This is a genomic window from Allorhizobium sp. nf9_anc (genome assembly GCF_056323085.1).
In genome coordinates, this window is sequence record NZ_CM150481.1 from 1349350 (window position 1) to 1374389 (window position 25040).

The window sequence follows — 25040 nt, forward strand, 5'->3', positions numbered from 1 at the left end:
TCACCGCCGCCTTCTTCGTCGACAGCGACGATTTCTGAGGAGGTGACGATGACCCGCATCCTCGCCCTAGACCCTGCCACGGTGATCGGCTGGAGCCTCTACGATACCGAGAACCCGATCTCCGCGATCCAGTGCGGCTCGATCACCTTGGAAGGTAAAGGAGCCTTCGAAAAGGTGAAGTCTGTCCGGCAACTTCTGCCGAAGCTGATCAAAGAGCACCAGCCGGATTTTGTGGTCTTCGAAACCCCGCTCTCTCACATCCCCCAATACGAGAAGAAGGGGAAAGCCGACATGCTCGGTAACGAGCAGGTGTCCACCACGATCAATGCCGGCACCATTCTCCAGCTCAACCGGATCTCCGGTGCCGTCCAGGCCGTCATCGAGGGCTTCAACATCCCCTGCGAAGAGGTCCGCCCGATGACCTGGCAGACCGTCATTCCGAAGAAGATCAAGGGCGGCACCAAGGATCGGGTCCGGCAGTTCTGCGACATGTTCAACATCATCGGCAAGAACGCCGATGCGCGCGACGCCGCAGTAATCGCGCTCTGGGCCGCTGGTCGCAGCCAAGTTCTCAAACTCAACAAGATGACCGGAGGCGCAGCCGCATGAATATGCGAACCCTTTTCGATACCGCGGCGCCGATCCACACGCTGAAACTCTGGCAGGGCCGGCCGCTTATCGTTGACAGCTTTGCCGGAGGCGGTGGCGCTTCGACCGGTATTGAGATGGCGCTGGGCCGGTCGCCCGACATCGCCATCAACCACAATGAGGCGGCGCTTGCTCTGCATGCGGCCAACCATCCGGAGACGCTTCACCTCTCAGAGAACGTCTACAAGGTCGATCCCCTCGATCATATGCGCGGCTGCCATATCGGCCTGATGCACTTCTCGCCGGACTGTAAACACTTCTCGAAGGCTAAGGGCGGCAAGCCGGTCGAACGCAACATCCGCGATCTCGCCTGGATCATTCCGGGCTGGATCGAGCGGATCCAGAAGAGTGGCGGCAAGGTCGACGTCGTCACCATGGAGAACGTTGAGGAGTGGAAAGACTGGGGCCCGTTGATCGAGACTGAACGCGGGCTGATGCCTTGCCCTGACCGGCGCGGGCAGACTTTTGAGGCCTGGTGCAAGAAGATCCGCAAGCTGGGCGGCAAGATCGAGTGGCGTGAACTCAAGGCCTGCGATTATGGCGCGCCGACGATCCGCAAGCGGCTGTTTCTGGTCATCCGATTCGACGGCAAGCCAATTGTGTGGCCGGAGCCAACCCACGGACATCCGGACAGCGACGACGTGATCGAGGGGCGCAAGCTGCCTTGGCCCGGCGCCTACACGATCATCGACTGGTCGTTGCCTTGCCCCTCAATCTTCGACACCAAGGCCGAGATCTGGGAAAAGCATCGCCTGCGCGCAGTGCGTCCGCTGGCCGACAATACGATGGCCCGGGTGGCTCGTGGCATGAAACGCTATGTGCTCGATGCCGAGCGGCCATTCTTGGTCAACCTCACCCACGGCGGACGTGAGGAAGACCTTACTGAGCCGCTTAGAACAATCACCGCTGCCCATCGCGGAGAGAAGGCGCTCCTGGCTCCTTCAATCAGCCGGTTCAACACAGGCGCCACAGGCAGCGCCATGGACGAGCCTCTGCCGACGATCACGGCGAACAGCTACATCAAGAAGCCGGGCGGGGCGGCACCGGTCGGTATGATCGCGCCTGTCCTCACCTACGCGCAGCAGGGCGGCGGTGTGCGATCTGTCGCGGATCCGCACCATACGATCACAGCTAGCGGTAAGGATCAGAATGCCGTGATCGTGCCACATCTGACGGCCTTTTACGGGCCCGGAGCCGGTGGCGAAGATCGATCTGCCGATGTTTCCGAGCCACTTCGCACCATCACGACGGAAAACCGCCATGCAGTGATCGTTCCCACGCTCGTCCAAACGGGCTATGGCGAGCGGGAAGGGCAGGCACCTCGCTCTCTCGACATCGATAAGCCTCTCGGAACGATCGTTGCTGGTGGCGTAAAACATGCAGTAGCGACTGCCTTCGTTGCCCAGCAGAACAACGACAGCCGACGGCTCGGTGGCGTCAACCCAGGTCGTAGTGCGGATGAGCCGTTGTCCACGGTTACCGCCACTGGGGCGCAACAGTCACCCGTCATGGCCTTCATCGCTCGGCAGTTCGGGACAAGCACCGGCCACGGTCTGGAACGGCCGCTGGGGACGACGACGGCTGGAGCAAACAAGTCCCAGCTGATCGCGCCGTATATCTCGGCCTATTACGGCGTCGATCAGGATACGCCGATGAGCGACCCCCTTCATACCGTCACAACGCGAGAGCGCTTCGGTCATGTCGAGATCTTGGTCGACGTTCCGCCGTTCCGGCCTGAGCAGGAAGACCGGGCGCGTCAGGTAGCGGATTTCCTTCGGGCTCACGGGCTTTGGGATGAGCGGGAGTTCGTCACGCTGGAGATCAACGGGCACACCTTCGTCATTGTTGACATCGGCATGCGCATGCTGACGCCGCGCGAACTCTTCAATGCCCAGGGGTTTCCCCCTGATTATGTCATTGAGGGTGTCTGGCAAGGCGAAGGAGAAGCTCGGCGGTTCGTGCAGTTTCCGAAAGACGTGCAGGTCAGCTGCTGCGGAAACAGCGTCAGCCCCTATCCGTACGCCGCGATCGTGGCATCGAACTGCGAAGACCTAGCCGAGGTGCTGGAGGCCGCAGAATGACCAGCCCAACCAGTGTGGCTCACCAATTCATCGCAGCAAACCCAGAAGCCGCTGAGATCGTGCACCAGCTCATCTCTGAACGACGGATGATGGGTCTGACCCCGACCCAGCGGAAAGCCCTTGAGTTCGTCCGGTCCTTCTCGGAGCGCGAGGGCATCATGCCGACCTTCGATGAGATCCGAGCCCACCTCGGTCTGGGATCGAAAAGCCGGGTCCACACCATTCTCACAGCTCTCGAGCAGCGCGGCCACATCGATCGGCTTCCCGGCAAAGTACGAGCAATCAGACTGAAATGACCATGACAGAGCAGGAACGCCAACAGGCGCACTACAAGGAGGTCCGCGAGCGGATCTGGGGCGCCAAGCCCAAACTGAAGAACCCCACCGGCGTTGTGACGACCGTGGTCAGGGGGGCGAGCTATAAACCTCTCCGTCCGCTCTGGACGCAGAAGCCCATGCAATTCGATGCCCATGTCACTGCCTACTGGATGTGGGTGGCGGAGCAGTCATCTCCAAAGCGGGCCTACATCAAGCAGCGCGCCCTCGAGCTTGGTTTCACCTTCGAGGACATCGTTGGTGACGGCCGAACCCGCAAAGTGGTTGCCGCGCGTCATCTCATTGTCTGGGAAGTGAAATCTATTTGGCCAGATGCCTCCTGGCCCGAACTAGGCCGCATTCTGGGCGACCGAGACCACACCACGATCCTCTACTCGTTCCGCAAGATCGAAGAGCAGATGAGGTGCGATCTGTGAAAAGCACCGTCCGCGAAATGCCGAACAACCTCGAGGCGGAGCAGGCCATTCTGGGTGCTGCGCTGATGAACAACCAGGCTTACCACGTCGTCTCGTCGTATCTGATCCCAGAGGATTTCTACGAGCCGATCCACCAGAAGATCTGGAAGGCGATCGGCGATATCGTGATGAGCGATCGCGTCGCCACCCCCATCAACGTCAAGTCGTTGCTGCCCGAGATTGATCTCGGCGGGATCACGATATCGGAGTACCTCGCCAGGCTCTGCGCCGAGGCCGTCACTGTGGTCAATGCCAAAGACTATGCCTCGGTCATCCATGACCTTTCACTCCGCCGCGCGCTGATCGTGATTGGTCAGGACATGATCAACGAGGCATACGACGCGGCCTACGAGAACACCGTCCAAACCCAGATCGACGACGTCGAGCAGCGCATCTTCGAACTGTCGGCCGCACACCGGGAGCAGGCTGGGAAAGGGCGTTTCGCCGGCACCGCGGTGGTTTCTCAGTATCTCGAGTTGGTCACCCCAGACCCCCGACGCCGGTCGATGCATGGCGTCCCGATCGGGCTGAAGGAGCTGGCCACGGTCCTCTCTGAGCGCGTGTTTGAGCCGACCAACGTCTACGGCCTCCTGGCATCATCAGGCGAGGGGAAGACGTCTCTGTTGCTCGTGCTGGTCAGAGCCGCGATCGCCAACGGGAACCCGGTTCTCATCCTCTCGTACGACCAGAGCGGTCAGCAGATCGTGGCCCAGATGGTGGCCCAAGAGCTGGGAATTGAAACCCGGATCCAGCGCGGCGGCCACATGACCGACAAGCAGATCGACCGTGCCACCGAGTACGTCCGGAGGATTGCCGAGGCCCCGTTCGAGGTGAAGGACTGCGACTCCTCCAAGGACACGGCCAAGCGCCTGACGAAGTACGCGAAGGAGTTCATTCGAAAGAACGCCAACGGCAAGACCCCTTTCATCGTCGTCGACCACGCCTCCACCATCAAACCGGAGAAAGAGGACATTCACGCCGACCAGGGCACAAAGGCGCGCAATGCCATCCAAGAGATCAAAGCGTGCGCCAAGGGTACCCAGGCCGCCTTCCTGGTGCTGATGCAGCGCGGCTCTGAGGGCACGAAGCGCTTCAACCCGCGTCCCATCAAGTCCGACGTCTACGGTGGCCAGGCAGCAATCCAGCCCTGGGATGCAATCGCCTTTCTGTATCGCGCCGAGGTCTACCTGCAGGAGCAGCTCAACACCGCGAAGAACGACAAGGAGAAGAACGACATCGAGACCCGGTTCCATCAGCAGTACGGGCCCGACATCGAGAACACGGCCGAGATCGGCGCGCTGAAGGTCCGCTTCGGCACCACCACCCAGCGGCGCAAGGTCCGCTTCATCCCAGAATTCACCCGGTACGAGTCCATCTATGTGGCCGACTACGAAGACCAAGGAGACCTCCTGTGAAGTCCGATTTCCTCCCCGAGTACGGTCACATGTCCCTGAACGGGCAATATGCCGCCCTCTACCGGTTCTTCACCAACCAGTCATGGCGGCACGTCTGTGACCCGAAGACCAAGAAGCCACTCCTATTCGGGAGCGTCGGCAAGGCGATCGAGGCTGCCAAGGAGCATGTCCGAGAGAAGCTCAACCCCGACCTGAAGATCGCCGAACCCGTGATCGACGAAGACGACAAGGCGCTGCAGGACGTCCTCGGGATTGAGCAGTGGCGCGCTGCGAAGGTCGAGGAGCGGGCGGAGAACCAGATCATTCGAAACCGGAAAACAAAGTCCCGCGTCCAGGTCGAGCGCAAAGGGGAGGGCCGGCGCCGTGTCGGGAAAAAGGTCTAAGCCGCCTCCGACGAAGAGGCATCACACCGAGCGTTTCCGGTTCCCGGGGGCGCGCACTGAAAGATGGACAAACGCGAAGGCGGCATGGATCGCCTTCCACCTCGGGCAGCAGCTTTCCTCCGTGGATGTGGCGGAAATGATGCGGGACGGCACCTCTGCCCCGACAATCCGGAGGATGATCAAACTCTGGGGGCTACCGATGAAGGGCATGCGGCGAGGAATTGTGGTATCCATCCCTCGCCAGAGCCGTGTAAGGCTCGAAAAGCTGGCTTCCAAACGTGGCATCACCCCAGAGCGGTACTTGGATCGGATCTGCCTCTTCGCGATCCGAGACGACATGTTCGATGCAATCGTGGACGAGGGCGGCGATGACGACTGAATGGACACCTGAACTGGTGAAGGCGGCTTTGGTCGATGCCTTCGAAATCGACTATGACACGGGCGGCCGGGTCGGTCCGAAGATGTATGGCTCCGCCATGCCGGACTACCTGGTCGACTCCAAGGATCTCTGGTGGCAGCGGGAATCCGGCTCGAATAAGGTCGGCCGTATGCGGGCGAAGGTTCAGCGGCGATCGGTCGAGATCTCCCGTATGGAAATCGTCCTGCTCGGGCACCGAGACCAACGGGGCCGAGAGCTACCGAACTGGCTAGGCGGTTATCTCCGGGACATGGAGGGCCCGCGGAATTGCCTCGAGGCGCATGCGGTAAACTCAGCGTTCTGGAACATCCGGGGCAAGCAGTTCGATGCTAAACGGTTCTGCAAGCGGGTCTCCTGGAGTTATTGGACTTACCGGTCCCGCCGCGATCGAGGGGCTGCCATCATTGCTCATCACCTCAACGAGCTCGGCTTGCAGCCATGGCGGTAGAACGGATCTCGTGCTGCGTCCCGTTCTGCCGTCGGACCCGCCATAATCGCGAAGGCTTTTCCGAGTGGATGTGCCGGGATCACTGGATGGCAGTCTCGTCGACCAAAAGACAGCGGTACTACAAGCTGAGACGGCGGTACCGCAGGAGGTTCGGAGATAACGGCTTCTGGGCATACCCTGCGGGTTCACCAGATCGCATTGAAGCCGTCAGGCTGGATAAGCTTCTCGGCAAGACGTGGGAAGCCTGCCGAGTGGCAGCAATTGAAAGGGCGGCCGGTATCTAGGGCCGCCCTCCTGATTTCAGATCAGCGCTCGAAATGCAATGACGCTGGAGCCCAGCACCGGGATCCAGAATAGCAGCCGGCGCACATAGTAGCCTCGTCCCGGCCCAGGAGTGGCCCTAGGCGCGAAATCTGGAACGAACCGAGCATACGACCCCGGAACCCACGGCTCTGCGCTCTCCATTGCTGGACGGGCCAGCCCGCGCGCCTCACGCATCCGGTCACGGAATTGCCAAACGGCTTCCTCCGAATTCTCCACATCTGCATAGCGAGCGAGCAGGGGTGTCGAGGCCATCACTGCATCCCGTTCGATCAAGGAAATCGGTCCGACCTGAGCTGAGGGCGGTAGGATTTCAACCTTCTCCACCTTGGTGGGGACGCCTGTATCATCGAGCACCGAGATCAGAGCTTCACCAACGGCGAGCTTGGTGATTTCTGCTCTGACATCCACACCACGGTTCTCCCTGAAGGCCTGAGCCGCGGCCTTCACCATGCGCTGGTCCTTCGGGGTGTAGGCGCGCAGCGCATGCTGGATCCGGGAGCCGAGCTGGGCCAGCACGGTATCCGGGATGTCAGCCGGCGACTGGGTGACGAAGTAGACGCCGACGCCCTTGGAGCGGACGAGACGGACGAGGCGTTCAATCTGCTGCACCAATTCCTTCGGGGCGTCCGTGAAAAGCAGGTGGGCCTCATCGAAGAAGAACACCAGTTTCGGCTTCTCGATGTCACCAGCCTCCGGCAGGACCCGGAACAGCTCGGTCAAGAGCCAGAGCAGGAAGACAGCATAAAGCTTCGGACATTCCATCAGGGTGTCGGCATGTAGGAGGTTGATCACTCCGCGGCCGGAATCGTCGACCCTCATGAAGTCGGTAATATCGAATGGCGGCTCTCCGAACAGCTTTTCGCCGCCCTGGCTCTCCAGTGACAGCAATTGCCGCTGGATCGACGCAATGGAAGCCGAGGTGATGTTGCCGTATTGCCGGCAGATATCCTCGCGATTGTCCATCATGTCGTTGAGGGACCAGCGGAGGTCATCGAGGGTCAGCATCCAGTCCCGTTCATCCTCGGACTTCCTGAAACAGATTTCCAGCGCACCTTCCTGGGTCTGGTTCAGCTTCAGCATGCGGGCGAGCAACCCGGGGCCGATTGCCTGCACCGAGGTCCTGATCCTGGTGCCGTGCGTTCCGAAGATGTCCCAGAGCTGCACGGGGAACCGGTCCGGGGTGAATTTCCCCGCCATGGCCACAGCGCGGGTCGCCAGTGGGCTCCCGTGGTCACCGAGGGCGGCGACACCGGACAGATCGCCTTTGACGTCTGCGGCGAAGACAGGGACCCCAGCGCGCGAGAATTCTTCTGCCAAGTGCTGGAGAGTGCTGGTGTTATGGGTGACGGTGAAATCCCCCATTACGCAAAGATGATCTCCATCGAGCTCAAAGCCGAAATATTCGCCCTCGCCAATATACTCGACCTTGAATCCCGTATTCAGAACATCCTTTTTCTGGCGACGTGGTGCGGCCTGTTTCCTGGGGACCTTCGTAGGAATAGTCTCGACATGCCCACTGATGGTCACCCGCCAGTATTGTCCCTCGAAGCCCGAAGATTTGATGGTTTTCGTAGTCTGCGACCGATAAGCCGCGAGCCCCAGCGACCGCGCAACGAAGCAAAGGTCTTCAGCGAAAGTGTCGTATTTTGTGACAATTTCGAAATGGCCGTTGTGGTAGTAGCCGTCCCCATCAATCACTCCGGCAAGAAATTCACGTCTTCTCTCGATAGTGTTTCTCTTCACCCACTCAGGGACGAAGTGATCGGTTTTCTTGTGGAATCCTACAGCTCTCCAGAAGTCGTCGTCCTGTGAGAAGCGGATTTGGGTGCACCCCCGGTCTGTACTGACTTTGGCGTCAGGGAACGCCTGAAGCACCACATCATGCAGCACCGTGTCTTTCTCATTCAGGCTAAAGACCGCATTGTGCTTGCTACCTTCCGCCATGTAGAGGCCGAACAGGTACGGATCAGCAGAAATTCCGCGCTGTTGAAAGGTGCAGCCCACTCTCCAGAGCTTGAAGACATGCTTCATTGTCTTGCTCCAACCAAGGTACTCGTTCAACGGCACGTTGACGATGTGACCCTTCTGCTGGCTATCGGAGCGCGTGGAGGTAAGCCGAAGCGAGAGGATGTGAACGTCATTGCAAACCCAAGGCTCGCCTTTTGTGGGGATGATGCGGTAAAGCGGGCCGACTCCCCTGGAGACGGACAGTACGTTTCTAGGTGTGCCGTCAGGTCCCATTAGCCGGTCCCCAGGTGCCACGTCCTCGACCGGAAGGACGTCGCCTTCCCACATCAACATGGGCGTTCCCTTACCCCAACACTTGCCGGTACCCGTGGAGCCAGTGACAAGACCATGGCGATTGGCCCGGGCGAGCGGCAGCGATACGGTTTTCCCGTCCTTCGTTTTCCCAATATCAATGTTCATTGTTCAGGTCCTTCGCCAAGAACGGATATTCACCATCCTCCGGCCGCCAAGTATCGAGTCGGATCATTTCGGCCGCAGCCTGTCGGGCCTCAGGGATCGCTCCGGGGCAGTTCTTCAGAAGCCGCATGAAGACAGGCACCCAGATCGGGATATCCTGCTCACCGCTCGCCCATTGCTCGACACGCTTGGCCTCGAAACCAAGGATACGAGCAAAGGCTAGACGGGGCATGTCGATGCCATCCAAAGCCTCCCGGAACTGCTGCGGGTTCATCCTGTCATAGGTGTATCGGCGGCTCATAACGATCCTTTCAAGCTCGCCACTATTGGCTGTCATCAGCATAGCATGTCCTTTCCTAGTTGGCACAATTGCCTGTCATTCAATCAAGTCTGGCTGGCAGCTTCGTCCGCTGGCCTTGGTACGCAAAGGCGCCTTATCGCCTCCGCTCTGGTTGCAATCCGGTTAGCAAATCTGTAGTCATCGATCGCCTTCAGCTCGTCGTCCGTGAACATCACGGGCACACGGTTATTCCGGGGCGCATCAGCTTTTGTCATTGCGCTTGTCCTCCTCAATTGCCCTGCGGATCATTCGCCTGACAGCCTCACTCGTAGATCTGATGCGGTGATCATAGCAGTATTCCTCGAGTGCCCGCTTTTCGGAAGGCGTCAGGAACATGTTGAACCGTTCGCTCTTGGTCTCCTTCATGTTCGTCGCTCCAGTGCTTCGACAGCTGCCTCTAGGCGGACCACTAGGGAAGTTAGATCAGGAGACGACTGCAATGAATTCTCCAGCCGCGCAACTATTTCCGCTGTCATGCTTCGGTGTGATCGTGCTGCAGCATCTTCGATCCGCGCTTTAATTGACTCTGGCAAGCGAAGGCGGAAGTGGGGATCGGCGCGGCTCATAGATGGGGCTCCTGCTTCTGAGAAAAGCTCATGACTTGCTGAGGTCAAATACCTTTCGATGGCGATGACGATTTCGGTGTTCATGCTCCGGTGGTTCTCTTTAGCCACCTTGGCAATTGTGCCTCTCATACCATCAGGGAAGCGGACCATGAATTTGTCGGCGGTTTGAGCGTATCGGATGTTTTGGCTCAACGTGGTCATTCGCCGTGCTCCTTTTTGTCGGCTTCCAGCCCCATTTTGCAGAGCCGACGGACGGCCTCGGAGAGACTCGCGACGCGGTTCTGAAACCGCCATGCTTGAATCGCCTCTAGTTCCTCACCGGATATCTTCATGTGAATTCTGTCGGCCTCAGCTCCTGAGGCGCTAAGCTTGGGTCGCGCCATGGTCAAACCTCCGCCTCTATGCGAGCCAGAACGGTTTCGGCCTGCTGGACCTCGGCGAAGTCAAGCCACCTAGATTTGCAGGTCTCGACGAGCGCCCGCAGCGCGGATTCCAGATCGCTGGCCAGCCATGCGGCGCCCTCGCTGCAGTCGATGACCCGGCCGCCTTCGCCGCTCATCTCCTCGCCGTACTGCTCGGCGTAGGCATCCCGCATCTTCTCGCGGGCTTTGGCCTCGGCGTCTTCGTAGCCGGTCGCCCGGACATAGCAGCCGAATTCGCCTTGTTCGGGGTCGTTGTCCTGCCAGGCCAGCAGGACGGAATAGGTTTTCAGGTCGGTCATATTCGTTTCCTTTTGAAGTGGCCCACAATTGGGCTGGCTCAGAGCTGGCGATATCCGGGCCCATAACAGGCCCTGCATTCCAATCGGTCGAATTGAAAGCCAAGATCGGCGGCACGGCGGAGCATGATCAGTTGGCCCTCTCTGGCCCGTATGCGCCGTAGCTTGCTGTTAATCTCGGGTTTGGCATCGAGCATATCGAGCGGGAGCAATACCCCGCAGGTATCGCAGCCGGTGCAGGCCTCGAGAATTGGCGTTCCGCATGCAATGCAGCGGTCGCCGCCATCCATGGCCGTTTCTCCGCAGTTCTCGCATGCCCATTCGGTCTCGCTGTCATTGTGTTCAGAGCAATCTGGATCGGTGACTATCTGACGACCTTGAAAGAAACAGCCGCAAGACAAGGTGGTGAGGGGTTCAGCCATTTGCGAAGGCCTCGCAGAATTCCCGGATCAACTCGTATTCGTCCGGATTGTCTTCCTCGACATGCTCCAGCGCTGCGGCATGTGGCGCGCTGCCTTCCTGCATTCGCTGCCAGATGTAGCGCCATGCGTCTGTATCATCCGCGAATGTCCCGGCCTCGTCGTCGCGCTGGATTGTTGCGCCTTTGCCGCCGTAGAAGACGCCCCAGCCCTCGGCCTTAGCGGCCTCCTGCCATTGCTCGGCAGGCTCCGACAGGTCAACTGGCACGCTCTCGCCATCGCTGTCGAATTCGATCACGGTAAAGGCATTGGCCGACGAGCCGGGGCGCTGCATGATTTCAAAAGCCTGTCGCGCGGCGTGGAAAGGCGAGGTGGCCGCCGCAATGTCAATTTCCCATTGGACGAGATAGCGGGGCATCAGCGCGCTCCCTCTGCCTGGGAAATAGCCGCATCGCATACCCCAATCAGATAGGCTTGGCGGGTCACCCACTCTTCGCCTTTGCCCTCGGCCTCGTATTGCCGGCGGAGCATTTCCATCTCGACACGGCAGAGCTTGAGAGCGTCCAGCATGACAGGGGCGGCAGCGCGCACGGGGTCAACGGCTGCATTCAATTCGCTATCGTTGCAAAGCCCGTAGAAGGTCATGGCTGACGACATGAAGTCATCATCTTCCATTGGCAAATCTTCGCTGTCCATGTGGTCATAACTGCCGATCTTGTCCCGGCTCCCTGCATATCGCTCGGCAACAATTGCCGCCGCTTCGTCGTCGTTGTTTGCGGGAACGTAGATCGTCACCGCTGCCCAGACGTCGACGCCGATCATCTCGAGTTCGTTGCTCATTGCTTTCAGCCTTTCAAATCGAGCCACAATCGGCCCAGGGGTTAGCCGTGGACGGCACCGGCGATCACCGGAAGCCAGTAGATGAAGGCGCTAAGAAACAGCACCATCGAAGAGAATTCGCAGACCAGGCGGATCATCGACCCGCCACCAGTTCGGCGTGAATTTTCTGAATAACGGCATCCTGCGAGATGGCTTGGCCCGTGGTTGTGCGACCCCATACACAGAGACCGGCAAAGTCCTTATCGACCTTCTCGCCGTGCTTAGTTAGTTCATCGGCCAGCCAGTCCGAAACGATCCAGTGCTCGAAAACTTCCCACTGGTAGGGTTCGATTCCATGCGTTTCGCAGAGGTCCTGCCACGTCGCCACGGTGATATCGAAAATGCCGTGTTCCGGGTGGCGAACAAGCCCCGCACCGTGGCCGATCCAGCCCTCCTGCGTTGCCGCCTCTTCCCAGTCTTCCACCGAATAGCAGAGCTCCTGCGCCTGTTCGTGCAGAGCATCCATATCTTCGTTGACGTGGTCGACATTCCAGCCGCTCGCGAGCGTGGCGACGAGAGAGGAAACGCAGTGAAAAACCTCGCGGGAAACGAGTTGATCAGCGGTGATGGTCATCGGTTGAACCTTTCAAAATCGGGCACAATTGCCCCTGTCTGGCTTGCGGCCATGTATCCGGCCCCCATGGGGGTGAGGGCCGGTAACATCGCGGCAAGGTCAGTGAATGCGGACGGTCAGACCATCGATCAGGAAGGCGGATTTCCGGGCGATTGTGGCGCGCCGATCATTGCGGCGGACCTTGCCGGGAAGGCGCTTTGCGAAGGTGTCGCGGCGGTTCTCGTGGATGGTGGTCATGGGGAAAGTCTCCTCTTCTAGCTGTCACAGTTGACGGGGGTGGAAAGGCTTAGGTCATGAAACTGGTTACGGTGGTTCCGCATCATCGGCGGCAAGGGCATCTCCGGCGAGGGCAAGGGCGAAACAGGCAAGGAAGGTGCGGCGGTTCATTGGTCACGGCTCCCACTGTTCGACGGCCTGCAGGATCACGTCCCAGTCATCGGACTGGATTTCGCCGCTTGCCTCCTGAGACCTGCCATTGACGAAGACGACGGCAAACCGTGGGCTTTCCGGGATATCCCGCGCCGATGGATCGGGGAAATCAATGAAGACATGAGCGAACGGCCCTTGGCAGGTGAAATCACCGGCCGCGATGAATGAAGGGCAGATATCCCCGGACCAGCTGCAGTCCTGCCAACCCGCCGGCATAGCGGGCAAAGTGCTTTGATCGAATGAGGGGAAGGCGTCGGCCATCTTCTGAAACTTGCTCATGGTCACGCCTTCGCGAAGAACTTGATGTTGGCGAAAAGAGCGTTGACCTCGGCGCCGATGCCGACGGCCTTGAACCGGTCCCCGGACTTGATGCCGTCGGGAGCGTCACCGGCCTTGCATGCTGCCTCGAGCTTCTCCGACTTCACTGCGGGGCTTTCACATACCTGCCGGAACTGTTCCGGAAGATCAGCGGAGAGGGCGGGGAATGACACAAGCGCGAGGCTTGCCGCGATCAATGCGGTTTTCATGGTCTCACCTTTCGATATGGCACTGTTGCCAGATAACGGCCCGCAGGCCGTTGCCTCGGAACAGGTCAGGCGGCGGCCTTGGCATCGATTATGCGGAAGAGGGCCAGACGAGTGGCGGACGCGTCCCGGCTTGCCTTGTTTTGCCGTCCAACGGTGGCGGCTTCACAGAAACCAGCGATCCGCGAGTAACGGTAACCGATGGCGTCATCAGCCTGCCAAGCGGCAAGCGTCTCCAATGTGGGGGCCGTGGGGAATGAATGGTCGTCAGAAACGAAGATATGGGAAGAGTTCGGGTTGCTGGTGGTCATGGTCTTAAGCCTTTCAGGTCCGGCACAGTCGCCGATGGTGGTTCTAACGGTTGATCACCCGCAACGGTGACCGCCTTTCCGTCATGCTGTCCCGACAAGCTACCTTGCCTCACGCTTAGGACCGTATCGCCTCACCCGCACTGTTTAGAGCCGTTGCTAGTGGTTCGTCCCGGCTGTCGTCTGCGTCTCCGCTTTCGATGGTTTGACCATACCAGAAACACAGATCATGTCAACATGAAACGTGTAGATAATGCGCAGATGCTGCAGAAAGTTTGGGAGAAAATGCTTTGTCGCCAATGCTGCCGCAATGCCTGGGACTGGCTGCAACATCCAACATGTTAACCTGATCTCTCCGCCGGTCCGCTGCCGTGGTCCTTCACCTTGCCCCGGCAGACTCCGCCGCTCCTTTGCCATCCATGCAACTGGACGGCATAAACGGCACAACAAAACGGCATGATGGCCACAGTCGACGAAGGGCGGGGGCGATACCTTCAACCGCTGCCAGGCAGCCAAGCCAAACGGTTTCGGGTTTCGGTCTGGCTCGACGAGCTGCAGGGGCTAGACCTTCAAGGCCAGCACTGCCAGCACGGGCCACGCCTTCCGGCTTTCCGGTTGCAGGGTGGACACCATGAGGGGGCAGGCAAGGGCAGGACCTGCACCGGCCACCATGACCCACGGGGCAGGGGCTGAACTGGCCAGGCCAGCAGATCACCAAGGGCAGGCAGAGAGCAAAGCCACACAGAGCGGCGAGGACAGCAGGGCTGGGCTGGGCAGTGGTGACCCAGCGCGCAACATGAGCAAGCCCCTTCCTGGGCCAGCCATGGCGGCAAATGAAGGCTCTAGGGACCGTATGAGGGCCAGGCGGCATGCGGGGCGCAGCACCCCCGATCATGGCGCAAGTTATTTTGCATAGGGGAGGTCTTCCCCTGCCGATTTTGAGAGGCCAAAATGGCGCCGCGTGAGGGCGAAAAACCTGATCTCCACTGGCCTGAAACACGGTCGATGGTTCGGGTCCATGAGGCTGAAATCAATGGGAAACCCGGCGCTGTGTGCATCGACGATGCCGGCGAGGTCGTGTTTCACAGCAACAACCGTTCAGCGGTCTGGTTCTTTGTCACCGACAACGATCTTGAGGCGGTTCAGCTGCATTGATTGAGACGGGAGTGCCGCGAGGCGCCTATGCGGAAGTATCCCGCACTCGGCGCTGAAGCCTAGGGCCACACCGACGTGGCTAGAACAGCGGCAAACATGCGGATGTAGCTCAGTGGTAGAGCAGTGGGTTTCCACCCCATGTGCGCGGGTTCAATTCCCGCTTTCCGCTCCACTTCGCCTGAAAAGGCCCGAACCGGCGGCCCCGGCAAAAGGAGAAGACGCATGAGCGCCCCAGTATGCAGAGCTAAATTTCGACTGGTTTCCCGCAATGAGAACCAGGCCGGCTATTCCTTGGCTTTCGAGCCCGTCACCGCAGGAAGCCCGGAGAACGATCAGTTTTTCAAGTGGACGCCGTGGGGGAAGGTCGAGATCGGGACCATCAACCCCGACGCAGCCGCAGGCTTTAAGGTCGGTGGCGAATACTATCTCGATTTCACGCCAGCCAACTGAGGCGTGGATCTCAAGACCACCCAGGACTTGGAATTCCGAGGTGGCTGCTTCCGGGAGCACAGACCGGATAGGAGTAGGCAAGCCTCCAAGGGCGAAACCAGGTGCGGCCTACCTGAGCATACGCCAGCCTGGGGCAGAGATACGGCGCCGATACCGATCAACCGGCATCTGCAAAGGCGCCGCCAATGGGCCTCACCGGGAAACTGGTGAGGCCTTTCGTATTCCAGCGGTTGCAAAACAGCCGCGAAGGTGCCGGCAGAGACGGCAAAACAGCACCAAAAGGTTGAAGCAGTGAAAATTCGGGTCGATGTGCATCAGGCCAAGGGCTTCGAGGCCTTCCTGAACTCGATCGGCACCGAACTTCGCCCAGCCGCGGCCATGGGCCTTAACGAGCACGTCGCCGAGCAGCGTCGTCAGTCCGTCGTTCGGATCTCGGACTTCACCGGCGTCCCAAAGGGCCGCGTCGGTGGAAAGACACGGCTGATTAAGGCATCCGCAGGCGCCACCATGCAGGCAGTGGTTCGCACCTCTGATGTCGCGATCCCGCTTGCTGAATATGGCAACCCGGTCTGGGTTCGGGATCTCAACCCGATGGCTGACGGCAAGCGAGGTGGTTCGGTGTCCTCCATGAAGGGCGCCGAGGCCACAGGCTGGAACGTCCGCCGGCAGTTCCCGGGCGCATTTGTCGCCAACGGCCAGGTCGTCGTCCGCAAAGGCAAAGGCAAAGGGCCTCTCAAGGTCCTCTCCATGGCGGTGCTCGCCAACGAACTGGCGAAACCGACAAGACCGAACACGAAAGCGGCGGAGCAATTCGCCGCGATCGATATGCAGAAGCGAGTTATGCGCCACGTAATCCGGGCGCTCGGTACCTGAGTTATGGCAAGTAAGGCGAAGACGGCAGGTCACTGGATCCCGGAGACCTGCACGAAAGCCGACTTGTCCGTAATCCTCGGGATCTCGCTGCGCAGCCTGACCGATCTCGACACCAAGGGCATCTTGGTCCGGGCGCCGAAGCGGAACCTCTACCTCACCAAGCCTTCGATGGACGCCTATCTGGGCCGCCTTCGTCAAACGGCTGCCGGCAGGTCCGAGGAGGTCCGGAACCCGCTGGCTGATGAGCGTCTCGCCAATGAGAAGCTGATCCGCCAGATGAACGAGCTCAAGCTCGCCCAGATCAAGGGCGAGAACCTTACGCTGGATGAGGTTTCTGAGAGTTGGACAGCCTTTGCCGCCCAGGTGAAGTCGGCAGTGCTGACGATCCCCGGGAAAGCCCGGACTTCGATCCCGCACCTCACCAACCATGACGGTGAGACCCTGAAAAAGATGTGCCGTGACGTCCTCAACGATCTCGCCAACGAGGTCGAGGCCGGGGTCATCGGCGGGAACAAGAACGATGTCAAACCGAAGTAGCGCTGTTCAGCGGCTCTTCGGCGATATCTCCAAGTCGCTGCGGCCTCCGCAGGAGATGTCCTTTTCCGAATGGGCGTCGTCCGGGGCCTTCAGGATCGCCACGGGGGCCTCGATCGGCCGCTTCCATCCCTGGAAGTTCCAGCGCGGCATCCTGGATGCCATGGGCGACCCGACTATCGAGAAGGTGTCCGTCATCAAGGCGGCCCGAACCGGTTACACACTATCGCTCGTGGCGACGATCGGGGCTTACGCGGTCAATGATCCAAGCCCGATCATCCTGTTGATGCCGACGGATGATGATGCCAGGGGCATCGCGGTTGACGAAATCGACCCAGCCTTCAGGCAGAGCCCTGCACTCAGGGGCCTGATGAAGGTCGGCCGGTTTGATGGCCGGAACACTCTGACGCAGCGCGCCCTCCTCGGGGGTGGCTCGCTGAAGATCCTTTCTGCGATGGCGCCGCGCAACTTGCGCCGTCACACCGCGAAGGTCCTGCTCTGCGACGAAGTCGACGGCATGAAGATCACCAAGGAAGGTGATCCCATCACGCTGGCGATTAAGCGCACGACATCGTTCGCAGATCGCAAGATCATCATGGGGTCGACCCCTACGGATCAGGCGACCTCGATCATCATCAAGCGGTACGAGGAATCGGATCGCCGCATCTTTCAGATGCCCTGCATGCACTGCGGAGATTTCTTCGAGCTGCTCTGGGAGCACTTGGACTGGAAGGCGGGGCTGCCGGAGACGGTGGTCTGTTTCTGCCCGAAATGTGGTCTCGAGATCCAGGAACGGCACAAGCCGGCGATGGTGGAAGAGGGTGACTGGTTCGCCACCCATCCCGAGGTCAAGGACCATGCCGGCTTCAGGCTCAATGCCCTGATTTCGATGTTCGCGAATGCCTCCTGGGTGAAACTGGTCGAGGAATACGAGAACGCGAAGAAGAACGGGCCTGCTGACATGCAGGTCTTTCACAACACCGTACTCGGCAAGGTGTGGTCGAACGCCATCGACTACGTCACCGAGGAGCAGCTCATCGCTCGGGCCGAGGATTTCGGCCTGGCCTGGAAGGTCGAGAAGGGCCGTTGGCGCGAGGATATCCCGACGGATGTCGCTTACATCACAGCCGGGGTCGACGTTCAGGTCGATCGCCTCGAGATCAGCTTCATCGGTCACAGCTCGCGCCACCGATACATCCTTGGCCACCACGTCATCTACGGGGCAACGAACCTGCAGACGACGTGGGATGAACTCGACGCCGTTCTGGCAACCGAGTTCAAGCATCCGCTTGGTGGCAATATCGGGATTGAGGCCGCGGGGGTCGACTCCGGTGACGGTAATCGGACCCAGTATGTCTACGACTTCTGCGAAGGCGTCCAGAGCCGGCGGATCGTGGCCATCAAAGGGCGCGCCGGCCCGCACAAGGTCATCGAGGCCAGCCGGACGAAACGGCGGAACCGGACGGCGCCGCTGTACCTGATCGCAGTCGACCAGGTGAAGACAGACATTCTGGCTTCTCTGCCCCTCGGGAATGAGGAGGAGCAGTCCATACGCTTCAGCAACGAGCTGACAGCGGAATACTACGACCAGCTCAACTCGGAACGGAGGGAGCTGAAATACAAAAGCGGCCGGCCCGAGATCGTCTTCGAGCGCATCGGCCGCCGCAAGGCAGAAGCGCTGGACACCGTCGTTTACGGCTTGGCCGTGAAGTACCTGTGCCGCTTCGATTTCGAGAAACGCTACGAGGAACTGCGCGGAGCTCCGGTGAGAAAACTGGGGCTGCGAGAGCTGTCCTCGAAACTCCATGGGTAAGAGATGACGGAACTTGCTGAAAAGCCGCGCGTCCGCGTGAAGGCGCGCGGCGCGCAGTCCGCTTTCTTCCAGGGAGGGCGCAACCCGCTCATGGTCTCCTGGAACCCGAGCCTTCGGGAGCATCAGGATGATGTGCGCAAGGACTGGGAAAAAGCGGCGGCACGTGCTGTCGAGGGCGTTCAGAACTCGGGCTTCCTGACCAAAGTTCTTGAAACAGAAGTCGGCTCGGTTGTAGGCGCTGGGCTCCGCCTGTCAGCCAGGCCGGATGCTGAAGGGCTCGGCATCTCTCAGGAGGCTGCCAACAAGCTGGCGCGTCAGGTCGAGGGCCTGTTCCGGTCCTACTCGCGCAATCCTATCGAATGCGATGCCGGCGGACGGATGTCGTTCGGCAAGATGCAGCAGGCATATTTCGCGTCCTACAAGTGTTACGGCGAAGGCTTGGCGCTGCTGCCCAAGGTGGTGCGCCCCGGCGCCCGCTACATCAGCAAGGTCGCGCTTCTTCCGCCGTCACGGCTCTGCCAGAAGACGGACGAGACCGAGAACATAGTCCAAGGTGTCCGCTGCGATCGCGATTGGGGCTACCCCACGGGGTACGTGATCAAGCGGAAGGACCGCGCGCTTGGCTGGCAGGAAGTTGAGATCGCCGCCTTCGACAAGGACGGTGCCCCGCAGGTCGTTCACACCTTCGACCCTGCCATGGGGGTCACGCGTGGCATCTCGCCGATGGCGCCGATCCTAAAGGTTGTTCGCCAAGTCGACCAGTTCGCTGATGCGACGCTAACCACAGCGTTGCTGCAGACCATCTTTGCCGCAACGATGAAGACCACGATCCCCGGTCTCGCCGGCTTCGATGGGCTGATGACCGGCAAGGACCGAGACTCAGGCATCCTCGATATGGAGGCCTTCGCTTCTGCCAAGGGTGAGTGGTACGACGGCGCGAAGATCGATCTGACCCAGCATGGGCGCATCGCCCAGCTATTTCCGGGTGACGAGCTCGTTTTCAACGAGGCTAAGGCGCCGGGAGCGCAATTCGACCAGTTCATGGGCTGGTTGATGAGGGAGATCGCGGCGGGCGCCGGAGTGACCTACGAGAGCGCCACCGGCGACTATCGTGGGGCCACCTATTCGTCGATCCGCATGGCGGGCGCCATTGAATGGCTGAACGTCCTCCGTCGGCGTGAGAACATCATCCAGCCGTTCTGCCAGGCTGTCTATGAGGCCTTCCTTGAGGAGGCCATCTTCACAGGGCGGGTGCAGTTCCCGGGTGGTTATTCGAACTTCCTTGCCAAGCGCGAAGCCGCCTGCCGAGCCTCATGGTCGGGCCCAGCCCAGCCTCAGGCCGACGATTTCAAAGCGGCTCGCTCGCACGAAGTCCTCAAGGATATGGGCGCCACCACGCTCATGGAAATCTCGGCGTCCTACGGTCGGGACTGGGACGACGACATGCGCCAGCGCGCTGAAGAAAACCGCTTGGCCGAGGAGCTTGATCTCCCGCTGCCGTGGGCCCCGACCGACCCTCTGGAGACCAAGGATGGCCAAGAGCTCGCGCTCAAGGCCCCGCCGGCAGGTGAGGGGGAGAAGAAGCAGAGCGGGAACCGAAAGAAGTCCACACGGAAGGGCGCCGAGGATCCGCCACAGCGCGATCCGGCTGATGCTCTCGAGGATGAATTGCAGGCCGACGTGGAGAGCAACGATGGCGATTGATTACACGACCCTGTTCGGGTCCGAGGAATACGATCCCTGTGCCGCTCTCCAGGCCCTCCGTCCCGCCTACATGAAACTCCGCGTCGAGGGAGGGGTGCAACGTGTTACCTTCCGCGATCGCACCGTCGAAATGTCGCGTCCGGACATCACCGGGCTCGGAAGCCTGATCGCCCAGCTTGAGAGCGAATGCGCTGCGAAGAGCGGACGTGGCCCCACCCGGTTCGCCATCACGGCCGGCAGCCGCCACATGCGGTCATAGGAGACCACCACGATGAAATTCATGGATGTCGTAGCGTCCCAGCCTTGGGCGCTCGAGGGTTCCCGCGCGCAGGAGTACAAGGCGATCCTCGAGGGAGAAGGGGACGTCAGTCCTCAGGCTCTGGAGGCCTACCGTGCCCGCGCCTCAGCCCGCGGCGAACGGATGGGTGTCCGCGACGGTGTTGCCATCCTCAACGTGGAAGGCCCGCTGTTCAAGAAGGCAAACCTGTTCGTCGAGTTCTGCGGGGCGACATCATACGAGATCCTCCGGAGAGACCTGCAGGCCGCCCTCGATGATCCCTCCATCACGGCAATCCTGCTCAATGTGGACTCGCCTGGTGGTGAAGCCAACGGCTGCGATGAGCTCGCTGCCGCGATCTATGACGCCAGAGGCAAGAAGCCGATCACCGCTTACGTCAGCGGCATGGCTGCATCCGGTGGCTACTGGATCGCCTCTGCTGCCGATCGCGTCGTCATCTCCGAGCTCGCCGTCTTGGGCTCCATCGGCGTCGTCCTCGGCGTCGAGGACCGCAGCAGCGCGGATGAGCGCCGGGGCGTCCGGAAAGTGGAGATCGTCTCCTCCCAGTCGCCTGGCAAGCGGCCGGATGTGAACACGGAAGAGGGCAGAACCCAGATCCAGACCATGGTGGACGACCTTGCCGAGGTCTTCGTCTCCGCCGTGGCGAAACATCGTGGCGTCTCTTCCGAGGACGTCATCAGCAAATTTGGCGCCGGCGGCGTCAAAGTCGGGGCGAAAGCAGTGGCATCCGGAATGGCCGACGAAGTCGGGCAGTTCGAGGCCGTGCTGGCGTCCCTCTCTCCCAGCGGCTCGGCCCGCTTCTCTAACCGATCGAAAGGGACATTCGTCATGACCGATCAGAACACCGGCCCCACCGCAGAGGAAATCGCTGCCAAGGCCACCGCAGACGCCCAGGCCCGCATCAAGGCCATCGTGTCATCCGACATGGGCAAGGCAATGCCGACGCTTGCCGGCCACCTCGCCTACGACACCACGACCTCTTCGGAAGCCGCGGTGAAGATCATGGAAGCCGCCAAAGCCGACATGCCGGAGAGCAAGCCGGAAGCGGGCGGCGAGCAGCCTCAGGGCAAGACCTACGAGCAGCAGAAGGCGGAAGCCGGCGCTCTCGGGCTCGGCCAGCCTCAGGGCACAAACGCCTCCTCGCCGAAGGTTGACCCCTTCGCCAAGGCGGTCGCCAATCATAACCGCAAGTTCGCCTAAGGAGGGTGACCGATGCAGAAGGTTTTCAATGAAGGCCGCCATGCGGCTGAGTTCCTGCTGTGGGAACAGGGCATCACCTATTCCCGCGACAACATCGTGGTCGTGTCCGGCGCCGGCATCCTGAAGGCAGGTACCGTGCTCGGCAAGATCACGACCGGCGGCAAATACAAGCCGTCGACCGCGACAGGCTCTGACGGCGCTCAGACCGCAGCAGCGGTCCTGCTCTATGACGTCGACGCGACCAGTGCCGATGTCAAGGTCGCCGCGATCACCCGCGGTGCCGAAGTCAACGGCAAGATCCTTGCCTACGACGCAACCGTTGACGACGACACGAAGAAGGCGGCCAAGGCCGTTCAGCTCGCTGCCGTCGGCATCATTGTTCGCTAAGGAGGCGAGACATGCTCGATATTTTCAACGCCGACGCCTTCAGCGTTGTTCGCCTCACCCAGGTGATCAACGATCTGAAGCACAAGCCGTCCCGCATCGCGGAACTCGGCCTGTTCGAGGAAGAGTCCACGGACACCACCAAGATCTCGATCGAGAAGAAGGGCGAAATTCTCGCTCTCGTCCCTCCGACGCCTCGCGGCGGCCCTGGCGTGACCCTCGACAAGGAGAAGCGCGATCTGCGGATCCTTGAGGTGCCACACTTCGAGATCAATGACGCGATCTACGCTGAAGAGGTTCAGAACGTGCGCGCCCTGGGCCAAGAGGCGGCTCTGGAGACCGTCGCGGCAAAGGTGTCCAATCGTCTCGTGACCCACGTCAATTCCCATGCTGTGACCGAGGAATACTCGCGCATGGGCGCCGTGACTGGCATCGTGACATACGCCGACGCGTCCACCCTCGACCTCTATGCCGAGTTCGGAGTCGCAGCAGAGGCTGAGATCGATTTTGATCTCGACAATGCTTCGCCTGCCGAAGGGGTTCTTCGCAAGAAGTGCGCCGGCGTAACTCGCCAGATCGGCACCATCCTCGGCGGCATACCCTTCACTGGGATCCATGCTTTCTGCGGCGACACGTTCTTCGACGACCTCCTATCGCACAAGGAAGTTCGCGAAACCTACAAGAACTGGTCTGAAGCCCAGATCCTTCGCGAAAGCTATGTCGGCCCGAACCGCTCGTCCTGGGCTATGTTCGAATTCGGCGGTATCGTCTGGGAAAACTATCGTGGTGCCGTCGGCAACACGTCGTTCATCAATGCTGACAAGTGCCAGATCTTCCCTGTTGGGGTTCCCGGCTTCTTCAAGTCCGTTCGCGCGCCGGCGGACTACATGGAGACCGTCAACACCATGGGACAGCGCCTCTACGCGAAGCAGTACCCCATGCCGAACGACAAGGGTGTCCACCTCGATACCCAGACGAACTCGCTGCATTACTGCTCGCGTCCGAAGGCCCTGATCAAGGGCAAGCGTACCTGACCCAGGCAAACAGGCGGACCTGAGCCATGACATCACTGTTCGCGGATCTTGAGGAGCTCGTTTCCTCTGCTGTCGATCGCTTCCACGGTGAAACAACCGTGATCGTTCGTCAGCAGAAAGGCCAGTACCTCGCCCGATCCGCGGACAGTTCCCGGCCCGACCTCGAGGTAGACGGAGTCGTTGACAGAAACCCGGTCACTGCAAAACCGCAGGATGAAGGAGCCTATGACGGCTTCCAGCCCTCCGTCGGGGGCGACCGCTTTCATGTCTCCTACAACAAACGCCTTTTCGCGAGCCGTGATGAATGGCCGACGCAGGGCGATCACATCGAGATCCCCAGCAACCCGTCGATCCCGACACTGAAGGTGGTCAAGACCCCTGAAGACGACGGTATCGGCCGCATCGTCTGCATCTGTGAGAAAGCCTGATGAGCCTCGTCGCCCAAGCGCTTTGCATCACTGCGCAGAACCTCCTCAAAGGCCAGACGTGGGCCGGCAATGACGTCCTCCTGCAGCCGGTTTATCCGCTCGAGGCCATCATGAAAGAAGGCCGTGACGCCGCCCCAGTGATCGCGGTGTTTGCGGAGCACACCAAATTCGACGTCGAGGGCAGAGCCACTCAAGGGCGTGAGGCCCGGGTAGAGCTCAAGTTCTTCGTCTACAACGCACCGGGAACGCAGCGCATTACCATTGATGGCGCCGAGGTCGTTGAGATCAGCCTCGACACTGAGACCGCAGGGCTAACTCTGAACGCCGTTGCTCGCCAAATTGATGCCGCCCTCCATTTCGGGCCGGATCTCTGGCTGGAGTGCTGGAATAAGATGGTTCTGTCCATCGATGACCGCGAGATCCGCTACGTTCTCATCGAGATCGAGGACGGTGTGAAAATACCGGCGGCCGAGATCGGCTACACCCTCAAGGCCATCCCAGACCCTGATTTCGGCGGTGCGCTGACGGTGGCCTGGCAGAAGTTCGATGCAGCCTTGAAGGCAACGGCTGAGGGAGCCTTAGTCGCCAGACTGTTCGAGACGCTGATTACTGATCCTATGGGGCTGCCGGACTGGCAGCTGGTTAAGCGTAACTTCGGCCTGACCTCCGGTGCAATTGGCACGATCGGTCTGGGACCATACCAGGGGGTCACGCTGCCAGATGGTGAGGTTCCCCCCTTCAACGATCACACCGTCACTCCCGACGCGCTGGAGCCCTGATGTCTGCGCTGGTCAGAACGCTGCTCAGCCGGATTACCGAGCTCGAGCGGCGCATCGGCGGCATGAACATGAAGGGCAGGGTTACCGATACCGACCCCGTGAACAAGAATGTCAGGTTCGAAATCGGGCAAGATGAAGACGGGAACCCGGTGAAGTCGCCTTGGGTGCGGGTCAAACAGAGGGCGGGGGCCCTCAAGATCCACAGCATGCCCTCTGTGGGAGAACTTGTTGAGGGCACCTCGGATTGCGGGGATATCTCGCAGGCCTCTGTCTCTCCCTGCCACTGGACTGATGATAACCAAGCCCCGTCGGATGACGGGGACATCCACAAGCTCACATTTGGTGATGTTTCCATCACGCTGTCCAGCGCGGGCGTCCTGCTGCAGGCCGGCGGGGTGTCCTATCGCTTTGATGGTGCCGGCTTCGTCCAGGAAGGCGGCAAGCAGGAGCACAACGGCAAGAACGTTGGCTTCGACCACAAACATGTATCCGCCCCACCGGGCCCGCCTGGAGATCCGCTATGACGAAGTCGGCCACCAAGAAGTATGTGATTACCAAGCTTGCCGGGAAGGAAGTCGCAGGTTTCCCGAACCCCGGGGCTGGGAAGATGATCGATCTCACCGCAAAACAGGCCGAGCATCCCCTTCGCATCGGTCATATCGAGGTGCCGAAGTCGGCAACTCCGAAGCCAAAGGGCTGA

The 25040-nt window shown here is 60.4% G+C and carries 35 protein-coding genes and 1 tRNA gene; 22 read left to right on the top strand and 14 right to left on the bottom strand.

The window, feature by feature from the left end:
• Positions 1–48 precede the first annotated feature (48 nt).
• From AC02Y0_RS06305 to AC02Y0_RS06335, 7 genes are all read left to right on the top strand, one after another.
• Positions 49–609: a hypothetical protein gene (locus AC02Y0_RS06305; protein WP_476383097.1), complete on the top strand. Its 561-nt coding sequence runs from the start codon at positions 49–51 to the stop codon at positions 607–609.
• A complete protein-coding gene (locus AC02Y0_RS06310) occupies positions 606–2729 on the top strand; it encodes a DNA cytosine methyltransferase (RefSeq protein WP_476383098.1) in 2124 nt (707 codons plus the stop codon). The genes AC02Y0_RS06305 and AC02Y0_RS06310 overlap by 4 nt, the downstream gene beginning before the upstream one ends.
• The gene (locus tag AC02Y0_RS06315) at positions 2726–3025 is read left to right on the top strand and encodes a LexA family protein (RefSeq protein ID WP_476383099.1); all 300 of its coding nucleotides are present in this window, start codon (positions 2726–2728) and stop codon (positions 3023–3025) included. Before AC02Y0_RS06310 ends, AC02Y0_RS06315 begins: the two co-directional genes overlap by 4 nt.
• Before the next feature lie 2 nt (positions 3026–3027).
• Complete coding sequence (locus tag AC02Y0_RS06320; RefSeq protein ID WP_476383101.1) at positions 3028–3480, top strand: helix-turn-helix domain-containing protein; 453 nt, start codon at positions 3028–3030, stop codon at positions 3478–3480.
• The gene (locus AC02Y0_RS06325; RefSeq protein WP_476383103.1) at positions 3477–4934 is read left to right on the top strand and encodes a replicative DNA helicase; all 1458 of its coding nucleotides are present in this window, start codon (positions 3477–3479) and stop codon (positions 4932–4934) included. Before AC02Y0_RS06320 ends, AC02Y0_RS06325 begins: the two co-directional genes overlap by 4 nt.
• On the top strand, positions 4931–5317 hold the full coding sequence (locus AC02Y0_RS06330; protein WP_476383104.1) for a hypothetical protein: 387 nt from the start codon (positions 4931–4933) through the stop codon (positions 5315–5317). Before AC02Y0_RS06325 ends, AC02Y0_RS06330 begins: the two co-directional genes overlap by 4 nt.
• Before the next feature lie 368 nt (positions 5318–5685).
• Positions 5686–6183 carry a hypothetical protein gene (locus AC02Y0_RS06335; protein ID WP_476383106.1) on the top strand — a complete coding sequence of 166 codons (498 nt, stop codon included), beginning with the start codon at positions 5686–5688 and terminating at the stop codon, positions 6181–6183.
• 300 nt (positions 6184–6483) lie between these two features.
• On the opposite strand, the gene AC02Y0_RS06340 is transcribed toward AC02Y0_RS06335, so the two are convergent.
• From AC02Y0_RS06340 to AC02Y0_RS06405, 14 genes are all read right to left on the bottom strand, one after another.
• Entirely contained in the window at positions 6484–8934 is a 2451-nt protein-coding gene (locus AC02Y0_RS06340) for a helicase HerA-like domain-containing protein (RefSeq protein WP_476383108.1), read from the bottom strand.
• On the bottom strand, positions 8924–9274 hold the full coding sequence (locus AC02Y0_RS06345) for a hypothetical protein (protein ID WP_476383109.1): 351 nt from the start codon (positions 9272–9274) through the stop codon (positions 8924–8926). Before AC02Y0_RS06345 ends, AC02Y0_RS06340 begins: the two co-directional genes overlap by 11 nt.
• 198 nt (positions 9275–9472) lie before the next feature.
• Positions 9473–9637 carry a hypothetical protein gene (locus AC02Y0_RS06350; protein WP_476383111.1) on the bottom strand — a complete coding sequence of 55 codons (165 nt, stop codon included), beginning with the start codon at positions 9635–9637 and terminating at the stop codon, positions 9473–9475.
• Entirely contained in the window at positions 9634–10038 is a 405-nt protein-coding gene (locus tag AC02Y0_RS06355) for an Arc family DNA-binding protein (RefSeq protein ID WP_476383113.1), read from the bottom strand. The genes AC02Y0_RS06350 and AC02Y0_RS06355 overlap by 4 nt, the downstream gene beginning before the upstream one ends.
• A complete protein-coding gene (locus AC02Y0_RS06360; RefSeq protein WP_476383115.1) occupies positions 10035–10220 on the bottom strand; it encodes a hypothetical protein in 186 nt (61 codons plus the stop codon). Before AC02Y0_RS06360 ends, AC02Y0_RS06355 begins: the two co-directional genes overlap by 4 nt.
• Positions 10221–10222: 2 nt before the next feature.
• Positions 10223–10558: a hypothetical protein gene (locus tag AC02Y0_RS06365; RefSeq protein ID WP_476383117.1), complete on the bottom strand. Its 336-nt coding sequence runs from the start codon at positions 10556–10558 to the stop codon at positions 10223–10225.
• Positions 10559–10596: 38 nt separating this feature from the next.
• Positions 10597–10977: a hypothetical protein gene (locus tag AC02Y0_RS06370; RefSeq protein WP_476383119.1), complete on the bottom strand. Its 381-nt coding sequence runs from the start codon at positions 10975–10977 to the stop codon at positions 10597–10599.
• Complete coding sequence (locus tag AC02Y0_RS06375; RefSeq protein WP_476383121.1) at positions 10970–11392, bottom strand: hypothetical protein; 423 nt, start codon at positions 11390–11392, stop codon at positions 10970–10972. The genes AC02Y0_RS06370 and AC02Y0_RS06375 overlap by 8 nt, the downstream gene beginning before the upstream one ends.
• Positions 11392–11814, bottom strand: coding sequence for a hypothetical protein (locus AC02Y0_RS06380; protein WP_476383123.1), 423 nt, complete (start codon positions 11812–11814; stop codon positions 11392–11394). The genes AC02Y0_RS06375 and AC02Y0_RS06380 overlap by 1 nt, the downstream gene beginning before the upstream one ends.
• A 133-nt stretch (positions 11815–11947) precedes the next feature.
• Positions 11948–12427, bottom strand: a complete 480-nt coding sequence (locus AC02Y0_RS06385; RefSeq protein WP_476383125.1) for a hypothetical protein — start codon at positions 12425–12427, stop codon at positions 11948–11950.
• Between the two features lie 99 nt (positions 12428–12526).
• Positions 12527–12664: a hypothetical protein gene (locus AC02Y0_RS06390; protein WP_476383126.1), complete on the bottom strand. Its 138-nt coding sequence runs from the start codon at positions 12662–12664 to the stop codon at positions 12527–12529.
• Between the two features lie 153 nt (positions 12665–12817).
• Complete coding sequence (locus AC02Y0_RS06395) at positions 12818–13117, bottom strand: hypothetical protein (protein WP_476383127.1); 300 nt, start codon at positions 13115–13117, stop codon at positions 12818–12820.
• 20 nt (positions 13118–13137) lie between these two features.
• A complete protein-coding gene (locus tag AC02Y0_RS06400) occupies positions 13138–13383 on the bottom strand; it encodes a hypothetical protein (RefSeq protein WP_476383129.1) in 246 nt (81 codons plus the stop codon).
• A 65-nt stretch (positions 13384–13448) separates the two neighbouring features.
• Entirely contained in the window at positions 13449–13691 is a 243-nt protein-coding gene (locus tag AC02Y0_RS06405) for a hypothetical protein (protein WP_476383131.1), read from the bottom strand.
• Between the two features lie 948 nt (positions 13692–14639).
• On the opposite strand from AC02Y0_RS06405, the gene AC02Y0_RS06410 reads away from it, so the two are divergent.
• From AC02Y0_RS06410 to AC02Y0_RS06480, 15 genes are all read left to right on the top strand, one after another.
• The gene (locus tag AC02Y0_RS06410) at positions 14640–14843 is read left to right on the top strand and encodes a hypothetical protein (RefSeq protein WP_476383132.1); all 204 of its coding nucleotides are present in this window, start codon (positions 14640–14642) and stop codon (positions 14841–14843) included.
• A gap of 98 nt (positions 14844–14941) precedes the next feature.
• Positions 14942–15015, top strand: a tRNA-Gly gene (locus AC02Y0_RS06415).
• A gap of 50 nt (positions 15016–15065) precedes the next feature.
• Entirely contained in the window at positions 15066–15293 is a 228-nt protein-coding gene (locus tag AC02Y0_RS06420) for a hypothetical protein (RefSeq protein WP_476383133.1), read from the top strand.
• A gap of 291 nt (positions 15294–15584) precedes the next feature.
• Positions 15585–16166 carry a hypothetical protein gene (locus AC02Y0_RS06425; protein ID WP_476383135.1) on the top strand — a complete coding sequence of 194 codons (582 nt, stop codon included), beginning with the start codon at positions 15585–15587 and terminating at the stop codon, positions 16164–16166.
• Between the two features lie 3 nt (positions 16167–16169).
• Entirely contained in the window at positions 16170–16703 is a 534-nt protein-coding gene (locus AC02Y0_RS06430) for a hypothetical protein (protein ID WP_476383137.1), read from the top strand.
• Entirely contained in the window at positions 16687–18513 is a 1827-nt protein-coding gene (locus AC02Y0_RS06435) for a phage terminase large subunit family protein (RefSeq protein WP_062274271.1), read from the top strand. The genes AC02Y0_RS06430 and AC02Y0_RS06435 overlap by 17 nt, the downstream gene beginning before the upstream one ends.
• 3 nt (positions 18514–18516) lie before the next feature.
• Entirely contained in the window at positions 18517–20217 is a 1701-nt protein-coding gene (locus AC02Y0_RS06440) for a phage portal protein (protein ID WP_062274268.1), read from the top strand.
• Entirely contained in the window at positions 20207–20476 is a 270-nt protein-coding gene (locus AC02Y0_RS06445; RefSeq protein ID WP_476383139.1) for a hypothetical protein, read from the top strand. Before AC02Y0_RS06440 ends, AC02Y0_RS06445 begins: the two co-directional genes overlap by 11 nt.
• Positions 20477–20488: 12 nt before the next feature.
• Positions 20489–21715 (top strand): S49 family peptidase, encoded by a 1227-nt coding sequence (locus tag AC02Y0_RS06450; protein WP_476383140.1) that lies wholly within the window; start codon positions 20489–20491, stop codon positions 21713–21715.
• A gap of 12 nt (positions 21716–21727) precedes the next feature.
• The gene (locus tag AC02Y0_RS06455) at positions 21728–22102 is read left to right on the top strand and encodes a head decoration protein (protein WP_476383141.1); all 375 of its coding nucleotides are present in this window, start codon (positions 21728–21730) and stop codon (positions 22100–22102) included.
• Between the two features lie 11 nt (positions 22103–22113).
• Positions 22114–23133, top strand: a complete 1020-nt coding sequence (locus AC02Y0_RS06460) for a major capsid protein (RefSeq protein WP_476383142.1) — start codon at positions 22114–22116, stop codon at positions 23131–23133.
• Positions 23134–23159: 26 nt separating this feature from the next.
• Entirely contained in the window at positions 23160–23561 is a 402-nt protein-coding gene (locus AC02Y0_RS06465; RefSeq protein WP_476383143.1) for a hypothetical protein, read from the top strand.
• On the top strand, positions 23561–24340 hold the full coding sequence (locus AC02Y0_RS06470) for a hypothetical protein (RefSeq protein WP_476383144.1): 780 nt from the start codon (positions 23561–23563) through the stop codon (positions 24338–24340). Before AC02Y0_RS06465 ends, AC02Y0_RS06470 begins: the two co-directional genes overlap by 1 nt.
• Positions 24340–24864 carry a phage baseplate protein gene (locus AC02Y0_RS06475; RefSeq protein WP_476383145.1) on the top strand — a complete coding sequence of 175 codons (525 nt, stop codon included), beginning with the start codon at positions 24340–24342 and terminating at the stop codon, positions 24862–24864. The genes AC02Y0_RS06470 and AC02Y0_RS06475 overlap by 1 nt, the downstream gene beginning before the upstream one ends.
• A complete protein-coding gene (locus tag AC02Y0_RS06480; RefSeq protein ID WP_476383146.1) occupies positions 24861–25040 on the top strand; it encodes a hypothetical protein in 180 nt (59 codons plus the stop codon). The genes AC02Y0_RS06475 and AC02Y0_RS06480 overlap by 4 nt, the downstream gene beginning before the upstream one ends.